This is a genomic window from Roseobacter sp., from assembly GCF_045106495.1.
In the GTDB taxonomy this organism is placed as follows: Bacteria; Pseudomonadota; Alphaproteobacteria; order Rhodobacterales; family Rhodobacteraceae; genus Roseobacter.
The window spans coordinates 479,667-499,234 of sequence record NZ_JBGCEQ010000003.1 but is presented as its reverse complement, the minus strand read 5'-3'; the positions used below and the strand labels follow the sequence as shown (position 1 = coordinate 499,234).

The following is a 19,568-nucleotide window of genomic DNA, read 5'->3' as shown; positions in this document are numbered from 1 at the left end:
TAGACGATCGATTCCGATCGTCTGGAAATGTTGTTTTGTTGATGTGGAAACAGCCGCGCATCTCTTGCGCTATTAGCGAGCTATTGAAAAGGTCGCCAATACCTGTGCGCACATACCGAACAACAGCAATGATTGCAGGTCAAGCTAAGCGCGGTCAGTTATGATGCCGAAATTTGAAAACTCTTTGTCACAATAGCCGCAGAGCCTGAGAGAAATGCGCAAGCTGCAGTAGTTGTTTCGCTTTTTCAAACACACCAAGGCACTGAAAGAGCGCCTTGGCCAGACTCTGGTTCTCGCACTCACAATCAATTGTAAGAGCAAGCTAGAAGCGTGTGGCTCCCGACTAAGAAAACGTCAGATCACCACGAGGTGTGTTCGAAGGAAATGACGCATCAAGGAAGTCTCCCGCGGAACCACCTTTAGTAATACTCTCAACCGAACCGTGTGACCGGATTAATGGTCTTTCATAAGCTAATTTCATGTTTATCCCTTTTTTTGTTAGAGAAGACAGCGAACGAATTTCTGGTCCTCCTGAGATACAATTTATGAAAGATACACGCTTTGATTGCAAGGCAAAATTCCGCTCATCACAATCTTCTTGTCGGAAAAATGTAGCCATGTCGAACTTGCAACACATAGGCTAAACAATTGGGCAAAGTGGTAGAGTAAATCGATTTGCCAGAGCGCGCCCGTATCTTCCAGAATAGAGCGACTCGCTGTTTGGCCGAGCATCTGATGCGAATTTTAATTCAGTGCCAATTGCACACATCTGACGCGTCCACGGGTCCGCAATCTCGATAGCATCAAGTGCTTCTCAGCGAATTCCTGCCAATATGACTGTTTTTTTGGCATACAATAAGCAAATATACGGTTAACGACTGATTAACACCTGCTTGACCCCGTTGGCGCAATTGACTGCTATGCAGTACAACTCCATGTTGTACAAACGTTCGCTGACTCGGCGATTGTTAGAACCTATTGGAGGACTATCGATGACGAAAGCGCCATATACGGCACCCGTTTTGCGTGCTCATGGGAAAGTGGAAGCCTTGACAAAAGGTGGCACTGACGGCGGTTCCACAGACGCCATGTTCCCACAAGGTACGCCATTTTCATCACTCACCTTCTCCTAAAAAGGTGTGGCCTCAGGATCTGTTTGGACAGGACCTGAGGCCAAAAAATGCGTCAGGAGGTTTCTGCGAATACTGACTTTTTTGAAGAAATAAATTTTTGGGGCCTCCTGACCTGTTGGGTTCAACTAGAGTCGTCTTTATTGATGTGGCGTAGACAGGCAAAACGTCGTAATTGCGCTTGTTCGTCAGTACCCTTATGGGCCAAGTTAGCCTGAAAACTCAAACGTACATCTTTTAGAAACCTGTTATTGAATTATGTCACCAGTCCACTTCAAAGCTAAGTCTGATGTCGTAGATACGGACATCGGCGAGGATCGCGTACTGCTCGATCTGGAGAAAAACACCTATTTCACACTCAACCCGACAGCTGCGGAAGTTTGGCAAGCCGTCAATGAGCCGAGTTCGCTGGAGGCCCTTGTTGCTGTTGTGACCGAGAAGTTCGACGTCACCGCTGATCTGTGCCGACCCGACGTTGAACGACTCCTTAAGGAGCTGTTGGACGCAGAGCTTGTGACAGAAGTCGACGCGTGAATGCGTCTTTTGCGCCAAACTAGACTCATTCTCTTCTATTTTATGGCAAGTGTTGTGTTTGGGCTTCTCTGGTTATTCGCGACGTATCAAGACATCCGTTCTTTGCTCTTGAAGAACCGCTGCGCGGGTACAACAACGCATCGTAGTTGTGTTCCGAGAAACACTGTGCGTGGCGTTCGTCGGACTACGCACTTGATAATCGGAACTTCGTACTTGACGCAAGCGACTGCCTGTCTGGCTGTGCCATACTGGCGCCTTGTTCCGAGTATAGGTAATGTGGCTTTGCGCAAAGAATATGGCGACGTTGCGCTTCGGGCGCGCGCCTGGCTGGTGTGGGACGACAAATCAGTTTTGGAAAGAGTCCGCGAGTTCTCGAAAAACTTCTGTCGAGTGCAAACTCCAAAATTCAACCCTAAATCTTAACTATGCATGGGGTTTTAGCGCGATTTTCCCTTGACCAGATTGGCTCAATCGACACCGTAACCGCGAAGCAGTGTGCACGTCTTGAAACCAAAGGTTGGCAGCTTCAAGAATTTGGAAGACCAAATGTTTTAGCAACCATAGGCGCTGCGGACCACCTCGTGCTCGATGGTGTGTTCTTTGCGGGTCTTACATGGGTAAACAATCGGTCTGAGCTACGGCAGAAGCTGGACGTAAACTTCGATGAAGCCGTAACCGACCTGGCTTTGCTCGCACAGCTCTGGCTAGAAAAGGGAGGCAAATTTCCCAAGGACGTGTCGGGTGCATTTTCCTTCATTGTATTCGATCCCCGGCACAACGAAGTTGCCATCTATCGCGATCACTTTGGCATTGTTCCGCTGTACTACTGCCAGCAGCCAGGGCAGTTGACCTGCGGCACAGATTTGCGAGCGGTGCTGCATCTCTCCGGTCTCCCGGTGAAGGCCAACACGAAACGCCTAGCCGACTTTATCGTTGGCGAAGAAATCGACAAAGAACAAACAGCATTTGCGGAACTCAAACGCCTGCCGGGCGCTCATCGCCTGTCATTTGATGTCCAAGCCCCTGAAGAAGTATGTGTACCTCAACGATATTGGGCGCTTCCACTTCCTGCAGAGATTCCTTTAAAGGATGCGCCAAATGCTCTCCGAACGCATTTGGAGAACGCCTGTTTGGCGTGTATCGACCCGCCTGGGCGTCTGGGCACGATGTTGAGTGGTGGACTGGATTCGTCGTCATTGACCGCACTGGTGGCGCACGCATTGTCCGATCAGGGGCGTCCGGCTCTACCTGCACTATCTTTTGGTTACCCCGGTAGACCATACGATGAGAGCGCCTACTTTAACGAACTTAACAGTCACTCGCATACCCACCCGGAACTCATCAGCGTATCTCATCCACCTGACTTGGCTGAACTGCCGTCAATCGTCGACGAGCAAATGGACGTGTTTCTAGCCTACGGCCTGCAGAAGAGCCGTGCGATTTACCATGCCGGGCGTGGTTGCGGTTTGACCTATCTGGTCGATGGCCATGGGGGTGACGAAGTTATTTCCCATGGCTATGGGCACCTGATCGAGCTTGCGACAACCCGCCGTTGGTACGCGCTCATTTCTGCGACGCGAGGTGCAGCAAGCGTGCATGGCGCTTCATTCGGCGGGCTTTACCTGTTGTTGATTGGACGATACGGCGGCCTGAGCAAGCGCAATTTAGTCAGAAGGATGATCCTGCGGGTCGCGCACATTTTACAGCGCAACAAAAAGAAGACATCCAGCATCTTTGACGCCAGCGCACTACTGGCGTCAACCGTGACATCGACGAATGCGCTGGATGAGGAAACGCGTTACGACTCCGAACGAGCCAACAATGCAGACGCAAGTGAGCCCGAGAATCGCGAGAAGACCGAGCATCGCAAAATTCTGCAAGCTCCGCTCATGGAACATGCGTTTGAGGTGTTGCATCGAGCGGCTTGCGCGGCGGATATCTTACCGGTTTATCCTTTCTACGACAGACAATTTGTGGAATTCTGCTTGTCCTTGCCGTCAGAGGCGAAGCTTCGCAACGGGACAACGCGCTGGGTATTGCGCGAAGGGCTAAAGGATATCCTCCCCGAAAAGATAAGAACCAGAAAGACCAAAGCTGATTTCAACGCCGAGTTTGAGGCGTCTGTTCGGAACCACGTCTCCTCGAACGATGCGCCATTCTATAGCGGGACAGAAGCATTTGTGGATATCGACGTTGCCAGACGCCTGGAGCAATCCATTCGGGATACGCCCCAAAGCGACGTGGCGGAACTGCGTGCATACTGGCGTGTTCTGGTGCTTCGTGAATGGCTTACAGCTCTGAATCAGTGGCGCAAGCTCCAGGAGTCAGGAGAACTTATCTAAATCTGCGAATTCTGTCAGGTGTTCGACGCATTGAGGCCGCGCCCTAATCCGCGAGTACTGACATACTGCCTGCGTCCCAACCCACCCAGATAGGATCGCTCCCGGTAACCTGACCGATTTCGGCGTCAACGAAGGCTTTCAAATGCATGGGATCATTTTCGCCCACCGCAACCTCTATCGTCATACGAGATCCCAGAAAGGTTTTCGCGACCACACGGCCTTGCACGGCGTTAGCGGTTTCAGGACGAGTTTTATGGAACCCAAGCTTTTCAAGGCGTACTGAGGCCGTAATGTGCTGGCCAATGCTTGGTGCTTCGCCAGAGGACACACCATGTAGGGTCAGTCCACGCCAATCCATCACAACCTCATTGCCTTGTGCCCCTCTGACCTTTGCAGATATCAGGTTCGTGTCACCGATGAACTCGGCTACAAATCGGCTTGCGGGACGAAAGTATAGGTCTTCTGGCGTGCCATCCTGTTCAACGCGGCCTTTGTTCATCACGACAATACGATCTGACATCGTTAAGGCTTCTTCTTGATCATGGGTGACAAAGAAGAAGGTTTTGTTGGTACGCCGCTGGATTGACTTCAGCTCTTGCTGAACCTGACCCCGAAGCTTCGCGTCCAATGCCGCAAGAGGTTCATCCAATAGCAGCAAAGCCGGATCCGGTGCCAATGCCCGCGCCAGAGCGACCCGTTGACGTTGGCCACCGGAGAGCTGCCCCGGGTAGCGATCCAGCAATTGATCGAGTTCAAGAAATGAGGTTATTTCATTGGAACGGCTTTGAATCTGACTTCGTGTCATGCCTTTTAGTTCCAAGCCAAAGGATATGTTTTGGAGAACCGTCATATGGGGAAACAAGGCATAGTCCTGAAAAACCATATTCACGTTGCGTTTTTCTGGCGGCTGATTTGTTACGTCCGTGCCATCAAGAATGATCTGACCGGTATCTGGTCGCTCAAACCCACCCAATATTCGCAGCGTTGTGGTCTTTCCGCAGCCGGATGGCCCCAAGAATGTCACGAACTCTCCGGAAGCGATATCAAGTTGAAGGTGTTCGAGGGCAACAGCATCTCCAAAACGTTTTGAGATACCGTCAATGCGGACCAATGGTGCGTGATCGGACGTCATGTATCGCCCTCCTTCTTCATGCGGCGGGTAAATCGCTCAGCCCAGATACCAATTGCGGCAGTCAGGATCAGTGCAATTGTTGCAATGGCGTTGATCTCCGGGCTCATGCCTGAGCGCAGCATGGCGAAAATATACACGGGCAGGGTCGGTTGGTATCCACCGAGAAAAAATGACCGCACAAAATCATCGAAGCTGAGCAGAAGACAGAAGATAGAAGCACCCAGGATCGCTGGTACCAGATAAGGCATGGTGATCCGCAAAAATGCGATGAACGGATCCGCTCCAAGATCGCGGGCGGCTTCAATCTGGCTTTTCGGCAAAGTCGACATCCGCGCCATCACGACGAGGACGACAAACGGCACGTTATGCACTGCGTGAGCCCAGATGACCGCCCCCATGCCGGGTTCAATCCCGAGCCAACGGGCATAAATGCGGAATGCTATTGCGGAGATGATCCCCGGGACCAAAGCCGGCAGAATGGTTAATCCGAAAATGACGGCGCGCCCGACAAATTTTTGTCCTTCCAAAAGCACTGCAATCCACGTTCCGATAATGACCGAGATCAACGTCGAAAGTACGGCTATTGCCACCGAGTAGCCGAATATGAACAGCACGTCAGTGTCCGCAAATACGCCCGTGTACCATTCCAGTGTCCATGAACGGATCGGGAAACCGATGAACTTGGAGTCCTTGAACCCCATCATCACCATCAGGATCAGTGGAACAAACACGTATAGGACAAATGCCCAATAAATGCAGGTCAAGAAGATCCGGTTGGAGCGGTTCTGTTCTACCCTGTAGTTCATCAGGTGTCACCCTTACGGAGCAGCTTCATAAATTTCTGGAATACCGCTGTAATGACCAACGCCGCCACGAACATGATCGTGGCGAATGCGGCCCCGGTAGGCCATTCATCACCAGCGACATGGAAAAAGCCGGCGATGGTCTCGGCGAAAACGGTTGTTGACGGGCCTCCAAGCAAAACTGGTGTGGCGTAAAAACCGGTCGAAATCAGAAACACAAGCGTGCATCCCGATGAAATGCCTTCGATTGTTAATGGCAGTGATATCCGGCGGAAACGGGTCCATGCGCCAGCACCGAGATCCGCGGCTGCTTCGTTCATGCTTTTTGGCAGCTTTTCGAGCGCAGAATACAGTGGCAGGAGCATGTAGAGCGCAGTCAGATAAACGATACCTATGCCCATCGAAAAGGTTGTGTACATGAAAGGGATGGGTCGCTCGATCAACCCCAACCATTTAAGTACTTGGTTCACGGCACCAGTATTGCCGAGAAGGATCATAATGGCGTACGTCCGCACGATCTCACCCACCCAGAATGGAACAAGAAGCAAGAGCAGTAAAAGCATCTGGTTTTTGCGGCTGACATGACGCGCTAAAAAATAGGCCACTGGATACGTGATGATAAGGGTGCAAAAGGTGAAAACGGTCGCGAAGATCAGTGTTCGGAAAAACGGCATCCAGAAAATGCTGTCTCCAAAAAAGCGTCCGTAATTGGCAAGCGTAAAGTGTTGCTCAACATCAGCGGCAACGGGATAGGCATCGGTAAGCGACACGCTCAGCATTTGTAGCATCGGCCCAAGATGCTGAGTCAGAACCCATATGATCGGAAGAATTGCAAGGACCTGAAATTGCCGGCGGGGGGATGATGTAGCCAGTTTCATCAGCGCCAGATACGGCCTCCAAAGAGCCAGCCGGCCCCAAAAGGTCGCGCGCGAAGTATCATGTGCCATTGGGTTGGGGGTCCTATCACCGAAATACGCGATGGATTATTTTGTTGTCCGAAGGTGGCGCATGGTTTCTGCCCGGCAAAGTGCAGGGCAGAAACGCGCCGCTTTGATTGTCAGGCAGCTTTGATGGCTTCGACGGCAGGGTCAACCAAGCTGTACTTCAGTTCGTTTGCTTCTGCGCGGAAGAACTGAAGATTGGCCAGTTGCTCATCCGGGAAAGACGTCGATTGTTTTTCCAATTCGGTCAGATACTGCGTCGAATCCTTGTAGGTCGAGATAAATCCGGAGGCCTTCGTCATCGATGCACCAATTTCGGCCGAAGCAAGGATCGCATCCAGGAATATGTAGGCGTTGTCCACGTTCGGCGCATTGTTCGCGATGTTGTAGGTATAGACAAAACCATAGGAACCTTCGCGCGGAATGGTCATCGCAATCGGAAATCCATCATTCATCAAAGCGGCCGCTGGTCCATTCCAGGAGTGACCCAGAACGATGTCCTGGTTCACCATCATCTGCTGAAATTCAGCACCACTATCATAATATTTGCGGACCAGAGGCTTGTTCGCAATCAAGAAGTTCTTTGCCTCTTCGACGATAGCTGCTGCTTTTTCCGGGTCGTCCAGATAAGCAACCATATTGCCATCATAGCCCAGCTTGAGCATCACCATCGACATCATATCTTGGATGATATAGGCGGTTTGCTTGGCGTATTTTTCACTGAACAGAGTGTCCCAGGTCAGAGCCTCTTCCTCGCTTACGACTTCGGTATTGTAAGAAAGCACTTGCATACCCGAAAGGATCGGAGCGCCCCATTTATTGCCGTTTATGGTTGCCCAATCGGACTCTGAGAAGGTCGGATTGATGTTGCCCCAATTGCTCAGACGGCCCGTGTCCAATGGTGCAAGTAGATCGCTGTCGATGAATTGAAGGAACCTGTGACCGGCCACGGTCATGATATCGACCGTGGGGTTGGGTTGTTCGGCTGCCAGCAAGTTGAACTGTTTGCCCTGATCATCAACCAAACGGATGTTGATTTTAATTCCGGTCTCCGCCTCGAATTGATCCTTGAAGGCCTCAGGTACGAAGTCGTTGTATGTCCATATGTTCACCTCTCCACCCGATTGGGCGGCCGCCCGTCGCAAGTAGACTGGAGACGCAAGAACTGTGCTCGCGGCGGCTGCCGTTCCTAGAAACCGGCGGCGGTTATATCTGATTTTTGTCATGTTTCTTCTCCTTGTTGGGTCATTGTATTTTTTTGTTTTAGTTAGTTTGTGTGTTGAGCGATCTTTTTAGTGTTGGCCAGAACACCGGTTATGGCCGCTGTTTTCAGATCGTTTAAGCTATACCGCTCAAGTTCAAGTGCCTCGAGTATCAGGTTTTCATCTTCAAAGTCCCGATCATACATCGCCGAAAAAATGCGAATGCCAGCTTCATGCAGCAGGGCCGGATGGCCAGACAACCTACCGAGCTTGGCCGTTAGCAAGAGCCCGTAAGGCACATCTTCAGTAACATAACGGCTATCTGCCGTCGCAGGGCCAATGCCACCATTGCCCTGAGCATGCATTTGCTGATTCATCTCCGAAATCGAAGCAACAGGCACGTGAAATGACAGGTGAAAATGCTCAAAGATGGTTTTCACCTCCAATCCAAGGGCTTTGGCAATGGCAAGGCGTTCCTGATCAAGCTTTTCAAGAAGCTGGCCGACTTTTGGAGTGACGTTCTGGCCCTGGCTCCAGGTCTCACCGCGCTCCATCCGCGTAATGTTGCCCAAAGCGATGCCCATATGATTTTGCGGATTCAGATTCGACAGTGTTATGGCGAGAAGCCCATCACGAGGTTGGAATCGATCCCCAAAGAGTCGCTTGCAAAGCGCCAGTGCGGTGTCTGAATACTGCGATGGAACGGTGCAGAGATCGATACGGCTGCGGACCGTGTTGATTTTCACTTCGACGCCCGACTGGCGCCGTCCGGTGCAGATTGTTGTGCCCCAGGCCGTGATGGGAACTGTCAGCCCACGTCGGGCCAAAAGCTGCGCCAAATAGATGGCGCCAAGTGATGCATGGGACGAAATAATCACTTGATGTTGCGCGCCGATATGCGGCGCAAGCGCATCCAGAACAGTCTTGTGACCATAGCCAGGCAAAGCGACAATCAGAACATCATTTTCCTGCGCCAGCATTTGTGCAGAGAGAGCGGTGCTTGGTGCAAATACCGCTTCGAGAGCACCAACAGCTGTGAGGGGCTGTCCGCTTTTCAGGTCTTGTGTACCTTCGCCAGAAGGCGACCAAAGCATTGCATCGTGGCCATTCTTGTAAAGGACTGCAGCTGTGCCAAACGCGATCGAACCCGCGCCGGCTATTCCGATATTCATTCGCGCAAACAACCTTTCCCAAATGGCATCATCACTCTTGCCATTTTACCAATCGGAAAAGACCCATTATCGGGTCTGCTCGATGCAAAAATAAGAAAAAGTAAGTGCATTGGTCTAAGATACATCATGTTTGCGCACCGGATCACCCAGCACGTGCATCAATCTGTTGGCCCAACCAAAGAGTGACGATGAGAGGATCAAATCCAATATCTCGGCTTCGTCCAAGCCAGATTGCTGCAAAGCTTCAATATGCTCCGGTCCCGCTTGGGAAGGGCACTGGGAAAGAGCAACTGCAAAATCAAAGATTGCTCGCTCGCGCGGTTCGAGATTTGCATTTGATCCATTCTGGAAAAGCTCATCGGTGGTTTTCGTCGAGTTTTCGAGTTGCGCGTGGCGCATTGCATGAACCGCAGCGCAATAGATGCAATGATTGACCATAGAGGCTCCCAATGCGCCCAATTCACGCTCCGATCGGCTCATGCCGCCTTTGTCATACATGATTGCGTTGAACAGCGGTGATCTCACTTTCAGGCTTTCAACGTCATGCGCGAGTGTTAGAACGTAATCAGAAACCTTGGTGTTTGATGGCGTGACTTTCAGCGCCTCAAGTTGCTCTTCGGTGGCCTCAGCGAGATCAACCGGAACGACGCGTGGTTGCCAATGCGGAACATTGCGGGTGTATTTCGTGATGACCTCACTCATTGCATTCCGCCGTTCATCAACCGCAACCCGGCAATCAAGCGGATCTGATAGGCCAGAAAGGCATTCAACTCGGCAAGCCTTACAATATCAGCATCAGTAATACCGGCGCTTTGAAGTGCCTTGATGTCCGCGTTCGTCACGTCGCGCGTGTCAGCGGCGACCTTGTCCATAAAACACAAGACTTCCTTAAGCCCGCTTTCGGGGCAGACAAAGGCTGGATCCGCCAATGCGGTATGCTCCCCCGCATCTTTTCGGAAGTGTTCAGACAGCTCGGTCTCGTTGTTGAGCAAAGCAATCCGCGCGGCCAATCCTGCGCGCAGGGCGCGGCTCCAACATCCAAAGTCTTTTGGGCGTAAAACCGCGTCTTCTGCCGCTTGCGTCATCTCAAAGATGTTGGAACGGCCGTCTACAGCTTTGCAAACCGTCGTGTCTGGCGAAAGAGACGTGGTCATTAACACGGTGTTCTCCAACAACATCAGACCATCGCTCCGGTCTTTGGTTTGATCTCAAGCTCTGACGGTTGCCACTCTGTGCCATCCAGTTCCGGCTTGCTGTAGTCTTTCATTGCCTGCCAATGCTCGGCGACATCTTCGGCATAGAGCCGGGCCGCGATTGCACGCGCCAGCCAACTTGCACCTTCGGAAATGCCAGGAATATCGCCGCTCACCTTACCCAAACTCGCGGACGCCCCATAGTTGAAACAATAGACATTCCCAAGCCATGGAGCCGATCCTGGAGTCTTCTCAAGGAATGTGAAGTCCGGATTTAGATAGGGAAAGCGGCCCAGATTGCTTGATGCTTCATCGATTGGGGGCGTGTAAACGTCTTCCCACAAGAGGATGTCGCCAGCAGCCTCGCCAAACTCGGTTCGAGACATGGGGTCAATGGTGAAACCTGTACCAAGAATGACAAAGTCGGTATCGTAGCTTGTCCCATCGGAAAACCCAACTTCGACCGTGCCGTTTTTCTCGCGTGTCGAAGAAACAGATTTTCCAAAGTGGAAATAGGCATTTGCATGACCGCTCACGCGCTGGGTTGAACCATGCGGTGGCGGTGTTTGGGTGTCAAAAGAGTATTGCATGAAGCGCCAGCGCCACTCATCCGTAAGCTCGGCGAAACCCGCGGTAAATCCAAACGAACCAATCCCCATCATCTTGTTGATGATTGGCATTTCCTTGCGTCTGATCAGATGCCGCACTTCTGCCGCACCGTGTTCCAGCGCCTCAGCGGAGTTGTCTACCGCAGAAGCACCAACGCCCACGACTGCGACACGTTTGTTTTCGAGTGCCGAGAAATCGATCTCATGGGCACTGTGGGCCCATTGATGACGTGGCAGTTCCTTGACAAACTCAGGTATGTTTGGCTCACCTGTGCCATCCCGACCCGTTGCAAAAACCAGCTTACGCGTCAGGATTGTCTTTTGCGACGGGCCGGAGACATGAAGGCGTAGCAGATCGCCTTCAGGTTCGACCAAGTCAACCGAAACGCCATTTTCGATATCAATGTCCAAGACCCGGCGATACCATTTAAGATAATCCATCCACATCGGACGCGGTATCTTGTCGAGCGAGTTCCATGCGTCAGTTCCGTATTGTGACCTATACCATGCCTGAAAACTCAGCGCGCCGTGACCGTAAGCCGGGCCGGTCAACTCTTTCGGTGACCGCAGCGTTTCCATGCGAGCATAGGTGACCCATGGACCTTCTAGACCTTCCGGGCTGCGGTCAAGAACCCGCATGTTATGAATGCCGCCCGTTTTCAATGCCATCCAGGCAACCATACCACACATGCCGCCGCCAATAATGACCACGTCGCTGACGCCCTCGCGCGCAGGAACCCAGTCTTTGCCAGGCCAACATAGAAAGCTCAGGTCTTCTTGCAGACGCGCTTCCAGCGCGGGCAGTCCCTGCGCGTCAATCTTAGGTGCAGGCGGTGTCGTCATTGCGTTTGTCCTGTTTGCCTTCAGTGCGTCTTACTGTGCTGGATTTACGTCGTTCCACCTCGGATGCAGCACATTGATCCGGTACGCGTGTTTATGCCTATGGCGTGACCCCGAGGCCGGGGTCTCCAGCAAATGAGCGTGATCGGGGGGAAGCTCGGGGTGTTCATGCTCTCGCACCAAAGGATCGTGCGCCGGCCACACTTGTGTTGAAAATATCGTAAGGAGTGCTGTCAACAAAGACAAGGCGAGCAGAGCATGTTCCAATCCAATCCAAAGCGCCGCTTGCCCAGCCAGCGGATAGGCAATCAACCAACCTGCGTGTGACAGCGAGAATTGCGCCGCGAAAACGGCAGGCCTGTCAGCCGTCTCAGCAGATCGTGCGATCACCAGACCACCCGGTGTGAGTACAAGAGATGACGCAATGCCAAAACCAATCCAAAGTCCTGCGTATCCCCAAAGGCCCAGCGGTAGGACGACACCAAGACCCAACGCCGCGTGAAGCAAAGCGCCATGCACCATCGTACTACGGTCGCCTTTCCATGCAATATGTTGCGGTACCAAGACAGCTCCGATGGCCACACCCAAACCGTAGAACGCCATCAAAATGGGCAAGAAACGTTCGGGATCGCCCAATTTGGAACCAGCGACCACCACGGTGTTCACAAGAACCCACGCCATGCTGAGCGACAGCGCAAAGTTCAAGATGAACAGCCCTCTCAATCGTGGTGTATGGCGATAGATGCGGAGGCCCTTGAGAGCGCGATCAAGAAAGGGCCCTTTTTTCTCGAGAGGCGCGTCTGCCGGGAAACGTGTAGCTGCGAGCGCAACAACAGACATGACAAAAGCACTTGCCGCGAACCAGAAAAGAAATTCCGCCGCAACCAGTTGCAGCAAAATAGCAGCGATGATCGGGCTGGCGATTGCCTCTAGCGTGTACGCGAGCCGGGACCAAACAAGCGCGCGACTGTAAATTTCTTCATCAGGCAAAATTTCTGGAATCAGCGACTGAAAGAGCGGCGTGAAACCTGCCGAAACTGCAAAGAAGAACAATGCGAGTACCGCAATCTGCCAAACGTCCGTAGCAAATGCCATCGGCAACAAGAGCGCCATTCTACTCAAGTCAAGCGCGATCATCACTTGCTTTCGTTTGCGACCCGCCAGTATCGCTTCAGCAATTGGGGCAATACCAACATATGCGACCATCTTCACAGCCAGCAAAAACCCAAGGATTTGCCCGGCAGCGGCCACGCCGCCGATGCGGTATGCCGAAAGGGACAGCGCTACCGTCATGAGACCGACAGCCAATAGAGATGAAACTTGCGCAGCAAAGAGACCGCGAAAAGACGGATTGGCAATTGGACTGATCCGAACACGTTTCATGGTGCCAGAGCGTTCCAAGGCGCTGAGAAAGCACTAAGTCGGACCGTACCCTTTTCAATCTGGCATTTGACTGCACAATCCAGAGCATTTCTGGCCCGGGTGCCGACCGGCTCATCGATAATATTCGCTTTGCCAACTGCCAGAAACGCAGGCAGATCTGATCTGAACCAACCAAGGTTGGCAATCTCTTTGCTGCGGGCCAGCGCGGCGAATGTCGCTTCTGCTTCAGCTCGCCTCAATCCTCTCGGTCGATAACCATACGGTCCGGAGCAGACGCAGCCATCATGTGCCTGGTTGACATATCGGTCGCTCAGCAAACGGGTGAAAAGCCGGTTATTGACGATGTGTCCTTGATAGTACTGAAATCTAAGAGAAATGATGGCCAAAACTTCGGCGTCCAGGTTGCACAAGAGCGCAAAACCATCATTCATTCCCGAGGTAGCCAGCACGCAAAGGCGCAAGTCTGCCTGCCGCGTGGCGAGCAAGCTTTGTCCAAACGTTTCTTTGAGCATCTTCGGAAACTCCACGCGAATACCATCAATGGCGTAGAGCGTACCGCCTTCGCCTAGTGTAGCAAGGACTTCTGAGTTGATATGCCACCAAAATGTAACGAACTTTACGGTAACTCTCCCAGATAGAGTAGGCGTTTCAACATAACTAACTTCGTTTCTAGGGCCCCTGGTATTCCTCTCCCTCGAACTGCCGGAAAACTTGTGAGGAGAGAACACGATCGCTTCCTTTCTGACACCGAACCCGGATTTCTAGTCATTTCGCGGAAAAATCCTAGGCAATCATAGCACCAAATGAACAGGGTAACATGTGTCCAGCGCAGTCGTCTGACCTCATCAAAATCTTCAAGAATTCCCGTCAAGTTTAGCGCTGATGCGAAAGATTCAACAATCAATTTAGCGTTCCGAGCTATTCCGAGAACGTCCAAAAGGCCTTACTCGTCAATGCTGCTCTTCTCCGTTTCGTTGATTTTTATCACTTCGGCACCGGTTTCGCGTCATGGTAAAATGCAAGAATGATTTTCAAACGGACCGGTTACCAGAACGACGCACTGTCAGCGTGCCATAAGTACACGAAGATTGTGCAAGCCCACTATTCGTCTTACGGGGCCCTTCAAACCCGAACCGGCGAAAATAAAACTGATCGCGCGTCGCCTGGCGCAAACGTGCCATGCATCGGCCAAGGTAAGATGACTGAGTGTGTGTTCGCAAAAAAGGGCAACACACGCTCGCAAATGAAATTTTCTACGAAAGGAAGGGCGCGACCGGACGCCACGCAGTCGGCATAAATCAAACGCGGTAGGACAAGATGACCTTCAATCTATATGTCTTCACCAATGATAGCGGCGCGAAACTTATCAAGAAACTTTTTTGTATCAAGCGCATAAGCAAATGTCTCAAGCGGTGACATCAGGTTACTCAAGCTCTCTCATATCAATGACGCAAAATCCGAAAGACTTCGAAGTTCTTTGGTGGCAATTGTCCATCGCGGTGTTTTTGATCGGGTGAAGTTCAGAAAACGAGACCAAATTGGTTGTCCGGAACTTGAAAAGCTGCAGTGCAAAGCATCAAAACCTCATCGTGAGCTTGCGGATCGAATCTGTCTCTCGCAGAACACCTGTTGACGGCGCCTTATGGCGGCTTGGCCTACATGAACTTTTCGTCTGTTTTCGAAGTTGACAATCTACGTATTGAACATCTTGCGCGAGAGTCGAAACGTGTCCATCAGTTTCCGCCGCAGACTGCCGATGGATCCAGTCATGCCCCGAACTCAATCTAGTTAACTTTACGGCTCCACTTCAAAAAATCGCTGCCTTGTTCTCTCAAGGGCCCGCAACATCGATAACTTGCTTTCAGAAGATCGCACCTGCGTCGTATTCCCTGACGTATTCAATCGTCATTTCGTAAAGTACAAGGTTTCACAGTTCATTCAATAACAGGTGGCAAAGGCTCGTTTTTCTAAAAAAATTGCTTGGAATTAAGGTGTTAACAGAAAATATTACTCTCGGTCGTTCGCGCAGTATTAATAGTCTTGGCGTGCAATTTCAAAGATTAACACATCATTTGCGACATCTGGCCCCATCACCATTTGCGCGACTTCACGCAAATCGCGCCTCAAGACATCAAGATTTTCATTATTAACAAAAGCGCCATCGAAACCGCCAACGCTCGCGTGATCGAAGAGAATACGCAAAAACTCATTCCTAAGCTTTGGCTCTTTGTCAAAAACTTCCTCTCCGTAACCCACGGCAACTTCGATACTGAGAGCCATTACCACCATCGCGGATATTCGATCCTCATCCACTAACGGAACAACAAATTGGTTGGGAAGCTTAACGTACTCCATACCAACGGAGGAAATTTCTTCTTCGTTTGTTTCGTCCTTGGAAGTGGCTTCGTTTTGATCTTTTTCTTCATCCTCCACAGCAACTTCCTGCTCGACCACTTCAACAGCAGGGCGCAAGAAAATTCCCGCCCCGACACCTGCTCCTGATCCAATGAAAAGCATCAATATTGGCAATAGCTTTTTCATGTTTCTGTCTCCTAAAATGGCAATACAGCGTCGAGAACTTGTTGGCCGATACGCGGTTGTTGGACATCGCTTATTTGTCCGCGGCCGCCATAAGACACGCGAGCGGTCGCTATTTTGTCATAGGTAATTTCATTTTGGCGAGAGATGTCTTCTGGGCGCACATAACCTGTAACCAGAAGTTCCCGCATCTCGAAATTCACGCGAAGTTCCTGACTACCCGAAATCGAAAGGACGCCGTTTGGTAAAACATCAACGATCGTTGCTGCCACACGAAGTGTGAGCTTTTCGTTACGCTTTACAGATCCATCACCTGAAGAATTACTATTCGAGTTGATACCAACGGCCTCTGATGTCGAAGCACCTTCCGGCAAACGTTCGTCAATACGTTGTGGCAAACCAAAAAGACCGGAAATGCTAAGGCTCTCGGAACCCGATCGCGATCTGTCCGTCGCATTAGAGATTTCAGCTTCTTCGTCAATTTCAATGACAACGGTTAGGATATCACCTTGTTGCACGGCACGTCTGTCGCCGAGCAGAGACTGGCGCGCACCGGACCAGAGTGACGCCCGCTCCGTCGGCCCTTGCGCATCGGCGCGCAAAGGTAAACCTGGAGACAGCATTGCGTTATGTTCAGCTGTGCCATTCGGCGTACTAAAGGAAGGCGCTTTTCCGATGTGGTCCATGCGACTACAAGCGGCAATCAATGCGATGCACATTACGACAGAAATATTTCGAACGTTCATTTGTGACCTCTAGTTTTTTACGTGTACCGAACCGTCGGCGTGGATTTGTCCGAATAAAGTCGCCCTGGAAGTCAAGTTCATGATGCGCACCCGGTCACCAACTCCGCCTCGCTCCAGCGATCGACCTTCCGTGGTGATCACCAGGCCATCGGTCTCAAAGCGAAGCATTACAATCTGGTTGCGGGTTACTAGAGCAGGTGGTCCAACGTCGTCGAACAGGATCGGACGTCCCGCATAGAGCGTTGTCTTGGCTTCTTGCCCAATTACATCAATTGCCCGATCAAAACCGTTCCCGGTTTGGCCAGCTTTTACAATGATATCAACGTCGCTGATAATGGCATTAGCGCGGATTGTACGCGTTGGTACAACCGTCTCTGCCAAGGCCTTCGTGCCCAGACATAGGGTCAGAAAAATGAACCAACAACGTATCATCGGATTTGCGTCGTAGCGCCCATCATTTGATCGGCGGCAGAAATAACTTTGGCATTCATTTCATAACCCCTTTGTGCTTCGATCAACTCTGTAATCTCACGCACCGCGTCGACAGAACTGTCTTCCAGATAACCTTGCCGCACCGTACCAAGGCCATCCTCTCCCGGAGTTGAAACAAGTGACGGGCCAGAAGCTTCTGTTTCTACGAAAAGGTTACTTCCGAGGGCTTCGAGGCCTTTTGCATTCGTAAAACCCGCCATGTTAAACTGACCCAGCAATTGCGCGTCCGGTGCATCTGCAAAATACGCATAGACCTCGCCAGCAGCGTTGATCGAAATGCTGCGCGCGTCATCTGGAATGACAATTTGCGGTTCCACAGGAAACCCATCCGACGTTACAATCAAACCTTCGCCCGTGCGCTTCAGCGCACCATCTCGCGTATAGGCCGTTTGCCCGGAGGGCAGCGATACTTCCAGGTAACCCTGCCCCTCAATTGCAAGGTCAAGGTCACCACCCGTTGCACTTAGGGAACCCTGTTGCAACTGGACAGACACCGCTGCCGGACGGACACCCAATCCCAATTGTACCCCTGTTGGCATCACGGTTCCGTCAGTTGCGCTGATGGTTCCAGGGCGGGTCAATTGCTGGTAATGCAGATCAGCGAATTCAGCGCGTCGCGCATTATAGCCTGTCGTGCTCATGTTCGAGAGGTTGTTGGAAATCGTCTCAACTCGCATTTGCTGAGCGCTCATACCGGTTGCTGCAATCTTTAGGGCGCGCATTTGGCACCTCCTGTTGTAATGGTTACTGTGAAAGCGCTTTCAACGCCTGGCGAACGCGTTGATCTTCCGCATCCAGAAAACTCGCACCTAGTTCATAGGCACGTTGCACTTCGATCATTCGGGTGATTTGCAAAACGGCATCGACGTTGGAGTTTTCGACAAACCGCTGAAGGACGCGTCCATTTTCCGCTGGCTCATATCCATCATCCGCACGGAACATAACGCCATCTTCTCGGATCATCTCACGCGCATTCAACGGTTGAACGACACCAATTTGCCCGACGGGGTTGCCTTCACTGGAAATCGTTCCGTCAGCGGACACAGCAATATCTTCTGCACCGGGCGGAATGAAAACCGGCGCACCGCCCGCATCTAGCACCCTGTATCCATCGAATGTAACCAAATCACCGTCAGCATTCGGAGAAAACACACCTGATCTGGTCAGTCTCTCGCCTGCTGGTGTCTCCACCAAAAAGAAACCTTCACCTTCAATTGCAAAGTCAAATGTACCGCCAGTTTGCGTGAGCGCGCCTTGTTGAAAAGACGTATGACGCACGTTGCCTTGTCCCATCGACAAGCTTGAACCCCCATCAACAGCCTTAACGTATTCCGAAAATACAAGACCTTCCTGACGGTAGCCTGACGTAGCGGAGTTGGCAATATTGTTCGCCACAATACGCATTTCGCGCATCAGACCTGCCTGCCGGGTCAATGTAGTATAACCAGTGTTTTCCATCCTAGCCTCCGATAATCAACGGGACGATCCGATTATGGAAAAATGACACCAATGTTTGTGTCATGAACCCCATCGACATCCAAAAAACGATAATGATGGCCGCCAACTTTGGTACAAAAGTCAAAGTCATTTCCTGAATTGATGTCAGAGCTTGAACCAATCCGATGGAAACGCCGGTTATCAGCGCCGCCGTCAAGATCGGCAGCGATATAATCACCGAGATCCACAGCCCCTGCCGCAGCGTGTCAAAGAAAATGACTTCATCAAGCATTCTATACGGGCATCCGTAGAATTTCTTGATAGGCTTCCACAACTTTGTTGCGCACCGAAACCGCCGCTTCTACGGCAAGCTCTGTCTGGGCCAAAGCCTGAACAAGGGCGTGCGGGTCCGCATCTCCAATCATCGACTGTTTAGCGGTCTCTTCAGTTTGAGCGAGCGTTTGCGCAAAATCCAACACAGCCTTGCCAGCCGTTTGCGAGATACTCGGTTCGTCCGGTGCAGGTTCCGTCGCAGGGCGCGCCTGCACATAACTGCTAATCGCAGCTGTGGATCGCGCGTCGGTGAATTTCTGAATTGCTGAAACAGCTTTCATATCCATTCTGGATCTCCTTAAAGGCTAGCGGCGATTCATACCGCTTCGTCATGGTTACTTCCGCAGCAAGTCCATTAAACTGGCGGACATTTTACGGGTTTGTTCAAATACTTTGAGGTTTGCTTCGTAGCTGCGCTGCGCTTCACGCGCATCACCAAGTTCGATCATCAGATTGACATTGGAACCGTCGAAGTAACCAGACTCGTCCGACATAGGATGCGAGGGATCATAGACACGCTCCAAAGACGACTGGTCTAATCGAACACGACTCGTCTCAACTTCTGAAACACCACTACCCCCATTAAAAGAAGTCTCGAATGCCACAAGCTTCCTGCGGTAGCCTGGCGTATCAGCATTCGATATATTCTCAGATAGATGTCGCAAACGCGTGGCCTGCGCCTTCAAACCACTCGAGGTAACTGTCAGTGCTTTTACAAAATCGTTCATGATACGTTCCCCAA

Annotated in this window: 21 protein-coding genes; 3 read left to right on the top strand and 18 right to left on the bottom strand. The window is 51.5% G+C overall.

Features of this window, described 5'->3' with window-relative positions; translation table 11 throughout:
- The first annotated feature begins 992 nt into the window (after positions 1–992).
- The 3 genes from AB8B75_RS04310 to AB8B75_RS04300 all read left to right on the top strand — a co-directional run bounded on the left by AB8B75_RS04310 (position 993) and on the right by AB8B75_RS04300 (position 4,006).
- Positions 993–1,133 carry a hypothetical protein gene (locus AB8B75_RS04310; RefSeq protein ID WP_405360106.1) on the top strand — a complete coding sequence of 47 codons (141 nt, stop codon included), beginning with the start codon at positions 993–995 and terminating at the stop codon, positions 1,131–1,133.
- Between the two features lie 255 nt (positions 1,134–1,388).
- The gene (locus tag AB8B75_RS04305) at positions 1,389–1,664 is read left to right on the top strand and encodes a PqqD family protein (protein ID WP_405360105.1); all 276 of its coding nucleotides are present in this window, start codon (positions 1,389–1,391) and stop codon (positions 1,662–1,664) included.
- A gap of 581 nt (positions 1,665–2,245) precedes the next feature.
- Positions 2,246–4,006, top strand: a complete 1,761-nt coding sequence (locus AB8B75_RS04300) for an asparagine synthase-related protein (protein WP_405360104.1) — start codon at positions 2,246–2,248, stop codon at positions 4,004–4,006.
- 43 nt (positions 4,007–4,049) lie between these two features.
- Here the strand turns inward: AB8B75_RS04300 and AB8B75_RS04295 are convergent, their stop codons facing one another.
- The 18 genes from AB8B75_RS04295 to flgC form a co-directional block, all read right to left on the bottom strand.
- Positions 4,050–5,138 carry an ABC transporter ATP-binding protein gene (locus AB8B75_RS04295; RefSeq protein WP_405360102.1) on the bottom strand — a complete coding sequence of 363 codons (1,089 nt, stop codon included), beginning with the start codon at positions 5,136–5,138 and terminating at the stop codon, positions 4,050–4,052.
- Positions 5,135–5,944, bottom strand: coding sequence for an ABC transporter permease (locus AB8B75_RS04290; protein WP_405360101.1), 810 nt, complete (start codon positions 5,942–5,944; stop codon positions 5,135–5,137). Before AB8B75_RS04290 ends, AB8B75_RS04295 begins: the two co-directional genes overlap by 4 nt.
- Positions 5,944–6,888: an ABC transporter permease gene (locus AB8B75_RS04285; protein WP_405360100.1), complete on the bottom strand. Its 945-nt coding sequence runs from the start codon at positions 6,886–6,888 to the stop codon at positions 5,944–5,946. The genes AB8B75_RS04290 and AB8B75_RS04285 overlap by 1 nt, the downstream gene beginning before the upstream one ends.
- 110 nt (positions 6,889–6,998) lie before the next feature.
- Positions 6,999–8,108, bottom strand: coding sequence for a PotD/PotF family extracellular solute-binding protein (locus AB8B75_RS04280; protein WP_405360098.1), 1,110 nt, complete (start codon positions 8,106–8,108; stop codon positions 6,999–7,001).
- Between the two features lie 41 nt (positions 8,109–8,149).
- Positions 8,150–9,256 (bottom strand): NAD/NADP octopine/nopaline dehydrogenase family protein, encoded by a 1,107-nt coding sequence (locus tag AB8B75_RS04275; protein ID WP_405360096.1) that lies wholly within the window; start codon positions 9,254–9,256, stop codon positions 8,150–8,152.
- A 114-nt stretch (positions 9,257–9,370) separates the two neighbouring features.
- A complete protein-coding gene (locus AB8B75_RS04270) occupies positions 9,371–9,958 on the bottom strand; it encodes a peroxidase-related enzyme (RefSeq protein WP_405360094.1) in 588 nt (195 codons plus the stop codon).
- Entirely contained in the window at positions 9,955–10,410 is a 456-nt protein-coding gene (locus AB8B75_RS04265) for a hypothetical protein (protein WP_405360092.1), read from the bottom strand. The genes AB8B75_RS04270 and AB8B75_RS04265 overlap by 4 nt, the downstream gene beginning before the upstream one ends.
- Positions 10,411–10,433: 23 nt before the next feature.
- Positions 10,434–11,900, bottom strand: coding sequence for an NAD(P)-binding domain-containing protein (locus AB8B75_RS04260; RefSeq protein WP_405360091.1), 1,467 nt, complete (start codon positions 11,898–11,900; stop codon positions 10,434–10,436).
- A 30-nt stretch (positions 11,901–11,930) separates the two neighbouring features.
- Positions 11,931–13,280, bottom strand: coding sequence for an MFS transporter (locus AB8B75_RS04255; protein ID WP_405360090.1), 1,350 nt, complete (start codon positions 13,278–13,280; stop codon positions 11,931–11,933).
- Positions 13,277–14,008 (bottom strand): hypothetical protein, encoded by a 732-nt coding sequence (locus AB8B75_RS04250; RefSeq protein WP_405360089.1) that lies wholly within the window; start codon positions 14,006–14,008, stop codon positions 13,277–13,279. Before AB8B75_RS04250 ends, AB8B75_RS04255 begins: the two co-directional genes overlap by 4 nt.
- A gap of 1,303 nt (positions 14,009–15,311) precedes the next feature.
- Positions 15,312–15,821, bottom strand: coding sequence for a flagellar basal body-associated FliL family protein (locus tag AB8B75_RS04245; RefSeq protein ID WP_405360088.1), 510 nt, complete (start codon positions 15,819–15,821; stop codon positions 15,312–15,314).
- Positions 15,822–15,832: 11 nt separating this feature from the next.
- A complete protein-coding gene (gene flgH / locus AB8B75_RS04240) occupies positions 15,833–16,564 on the bottom strand; it encodes a flagellar basal body L-ring protein FlgH (protein WP_405360086.1) in 732 nt (243 codons plus the stop codon).
- Between the two features lie 9 nt (positions 16,565–16,573).
- On the bottom strand, positions 16,574–16,996 hold the full coding sequence (gene flgA, locus AB8B75_RS04235; RefSeq protein ID WP_405360085.1) for a flagellar basal body P-ring formation chaperone FlgA: 423 nt from the start codon (positions 16,994–16,996) through the stop codon (positions 16,574–16,576).
- A complete protein-coding gene (gene flgG, locus AB8B75_RS04230; RefSeq protein WP_405360084.1) occupies positions 16,993–17,778 on the bottom strand; it encodes a flagellar basal-body rod protein FlgG in 786 nt (261 codons plus the stop codon). Before flgG ends, flgA begins: the two co-directional genes overlap by 4 nt.
- Before the next feature lie 22 nt (positions 17,779–17,800).
- Complete coding sequence (locus AB8B75_RS04225; RefSeq protein WP_405360083.1) at positions 17,801–18,514, bottom strand: flagellar hook-basal body complex protein; 714 nt, start codon at positions 18,512–18,514, stop codon at positions 17,801–17,803.
- A 1-nt stretch (position 18,515) separates the two neighbouring features.
- A complete protein-coding gene (locus AB8B75_RS04220) occupies positions 18,516–18,785 on the bottom strand; it encodes a flagellar biosynthetic protein FliQ (RefSeq protein ID WP_405360082.1) in 270 nt (89 codons plus the stop codon).
- Position 18,786: 1 nt separating this feature from the next.
- A complete protein-coding gene (gene fliE / locus AB8B75_RS04215; RefSeq protein WP_405360081.1) occupies positions 18,787–19,113 on the bottom strand; it encodes a flagellar hook-basal body complex protein FliE in 327 nt (108 codons plus the stop codon).
- Between the two features lie 48 nt (positions 19,114–19,161).
- Positions 19,162–19,554, bottom strand: a complete 393-nt coding sequence (flgC, locus tag AB8B75_RS04210; protein WP_405360080.1) for a flagellar basal body rod protein FlgC — start codon at positions 19,552–19,554, stop codon at positions 19,162–19,164.
- Positions 19,555–19,568: the final 14 nt, after the last annotated feature.

What these genes read in the sequence shown, in the direction of transcription:
- AB8B75_RS04310 (WP_405360106.1), top strand. Translation starts at nt 993, where the DNA reads ATGACGAAAGCGCCATATACGGCACCCGTTTTGCGTGCTCATGGGAAA.
- AB8B75_RS04305 (WP_405360105.1), top strand. Translation starts at nt 1,389, where the DNA reads ATGTCACCAGTCCACTTCAAAGCTAAGTCTGATGTCGTAGATACGGAC.
- AB8B75_RS04295 (WP_405360102.1), bottom strand. Translation starts at nt 5,138, where the DNA reads ATGACGTCCGATCACGCACCATTGGTCCGCATTGACGGTATCTCAAAA.
- AB8B75_RS04290 (WP_405360101.1), bottom strand. Translation starts at nt 5,944, where the DNA reads ATGAACTACAGGGTAGAACAGAACCGCTCCAACCGGATCTTCTTGACC.
- AB8B75_RS04285 (WP_405360100.1), bottom strand. Translation starts at nt 6,888, where the DNA reads ATGGCACATGATACTTCGCGCGCGACCTTTTGGGGCCGGCTGGCTCTT.
- AB8B75_RS04280 (WP_405360098.1), bottom strand. Translation starts at nt 8,108, where the DNA reads ATGACAAAAATCAGATATAACCGCCGCCGGTTTCTAGGAACGGCAGCC.
- AB8B75_RS04275 (WP_405360096.1), bottom strand. Translation starts at nt 9,256, where the DNA reads ATGAATATCGGAATAGCCGGCGCGGGTTCGATCGCGTTTGGCACAGCT.
- AB8B75_RS04270 (WP_405360094.1), bottom strand. Translation starts at nt 9,958, where the DNA reads ATGAGTGAGGTCATCACGAAATACACCCGCAATGTTCCGCATTGGCAA.
- AB8B75_RS04265 (WP_405360092.1), bottom strand. Translation starts at nt 10,410, where the DNA reads ATGACCACGTCTCTTTCGCCAGACACGACGGTTTGCAAAGCTGTAGAC.
- AB8B75_RS04260 (WP_405360091.1), bottom strand. Translation starts at nt 11,900, where the DNA reads ATGACGACACCGCCTGCACCTAAGATTGACGCGCAGGGACTGCCCGCG.
- AB8B75_RS04255 (WP_405360090.1), bottom strand. Translation starts at nt 13,280, where the DNA reads ATGAAACGTGTTCGGATCAGTCCAATTGCCAATCCGTCTTTTCGCGGT.
- AB8B75_RS04245 (WP_405360088.1), bottom strand. Translation starts at nt 15,821, where the DNA reads ATGAAAAAGCTATTGCCAATATTGATGCTTTTCATTGGATCAGGAGCA.
- flgH (WP_405360086.1), bottom strand. Translation starts at nt 16,564, where the DNA reads ATGAACGTTCGAAATATTTCTGTCGTAATGTGCATCGCATTGATTGCC.
- flgA (WP_405360085.1), bottom strand. Translation starts at nt 16,996, where the DNA reads ATGATACGTTGTTGGTTCATTTTTCTGACCCTATGTCTGGGCACGAAG.
- flgG (WP_405360084.1), bottom strand. Translation starts at nt 17,778, where the DNA reads ATGCGCGCCCTAAAGATTGCAGCAACCGGTATGAGCGCTCAGCAAATG.
- AB8B75_RS04225 (WP_405360083.1), bottom strand. Translation starts at nt 18,514, where the DNA reads ATGGAAAACACTGGTTATACTACATTGACCCGGCAGGCAGGTCTGATG.
- AB8B75_RS04220 (WP_405360082.1), bottom strand. Translation starts at nt 18,785, where the DNA reads ATGCTTGATGAAGTCATTTTCTTTGACACGCTGCGGCAGGGGCTGTGG.
- fliE (WP_405360081.1), bottom strand. Translation starts at nt 19,113, where the DNA reads ATGGATATGAAAGCTGTTTCAGCAATTCAGAAATTCACCGACGCGCGA.
- flgC (WP_405360080.1), bottom strand. Translation starts at nt 19,554, where the DNA reads ATGAACGATTTTGTAAAAGCACTGACAGTTACCTCGAGTGGTTTGAAG.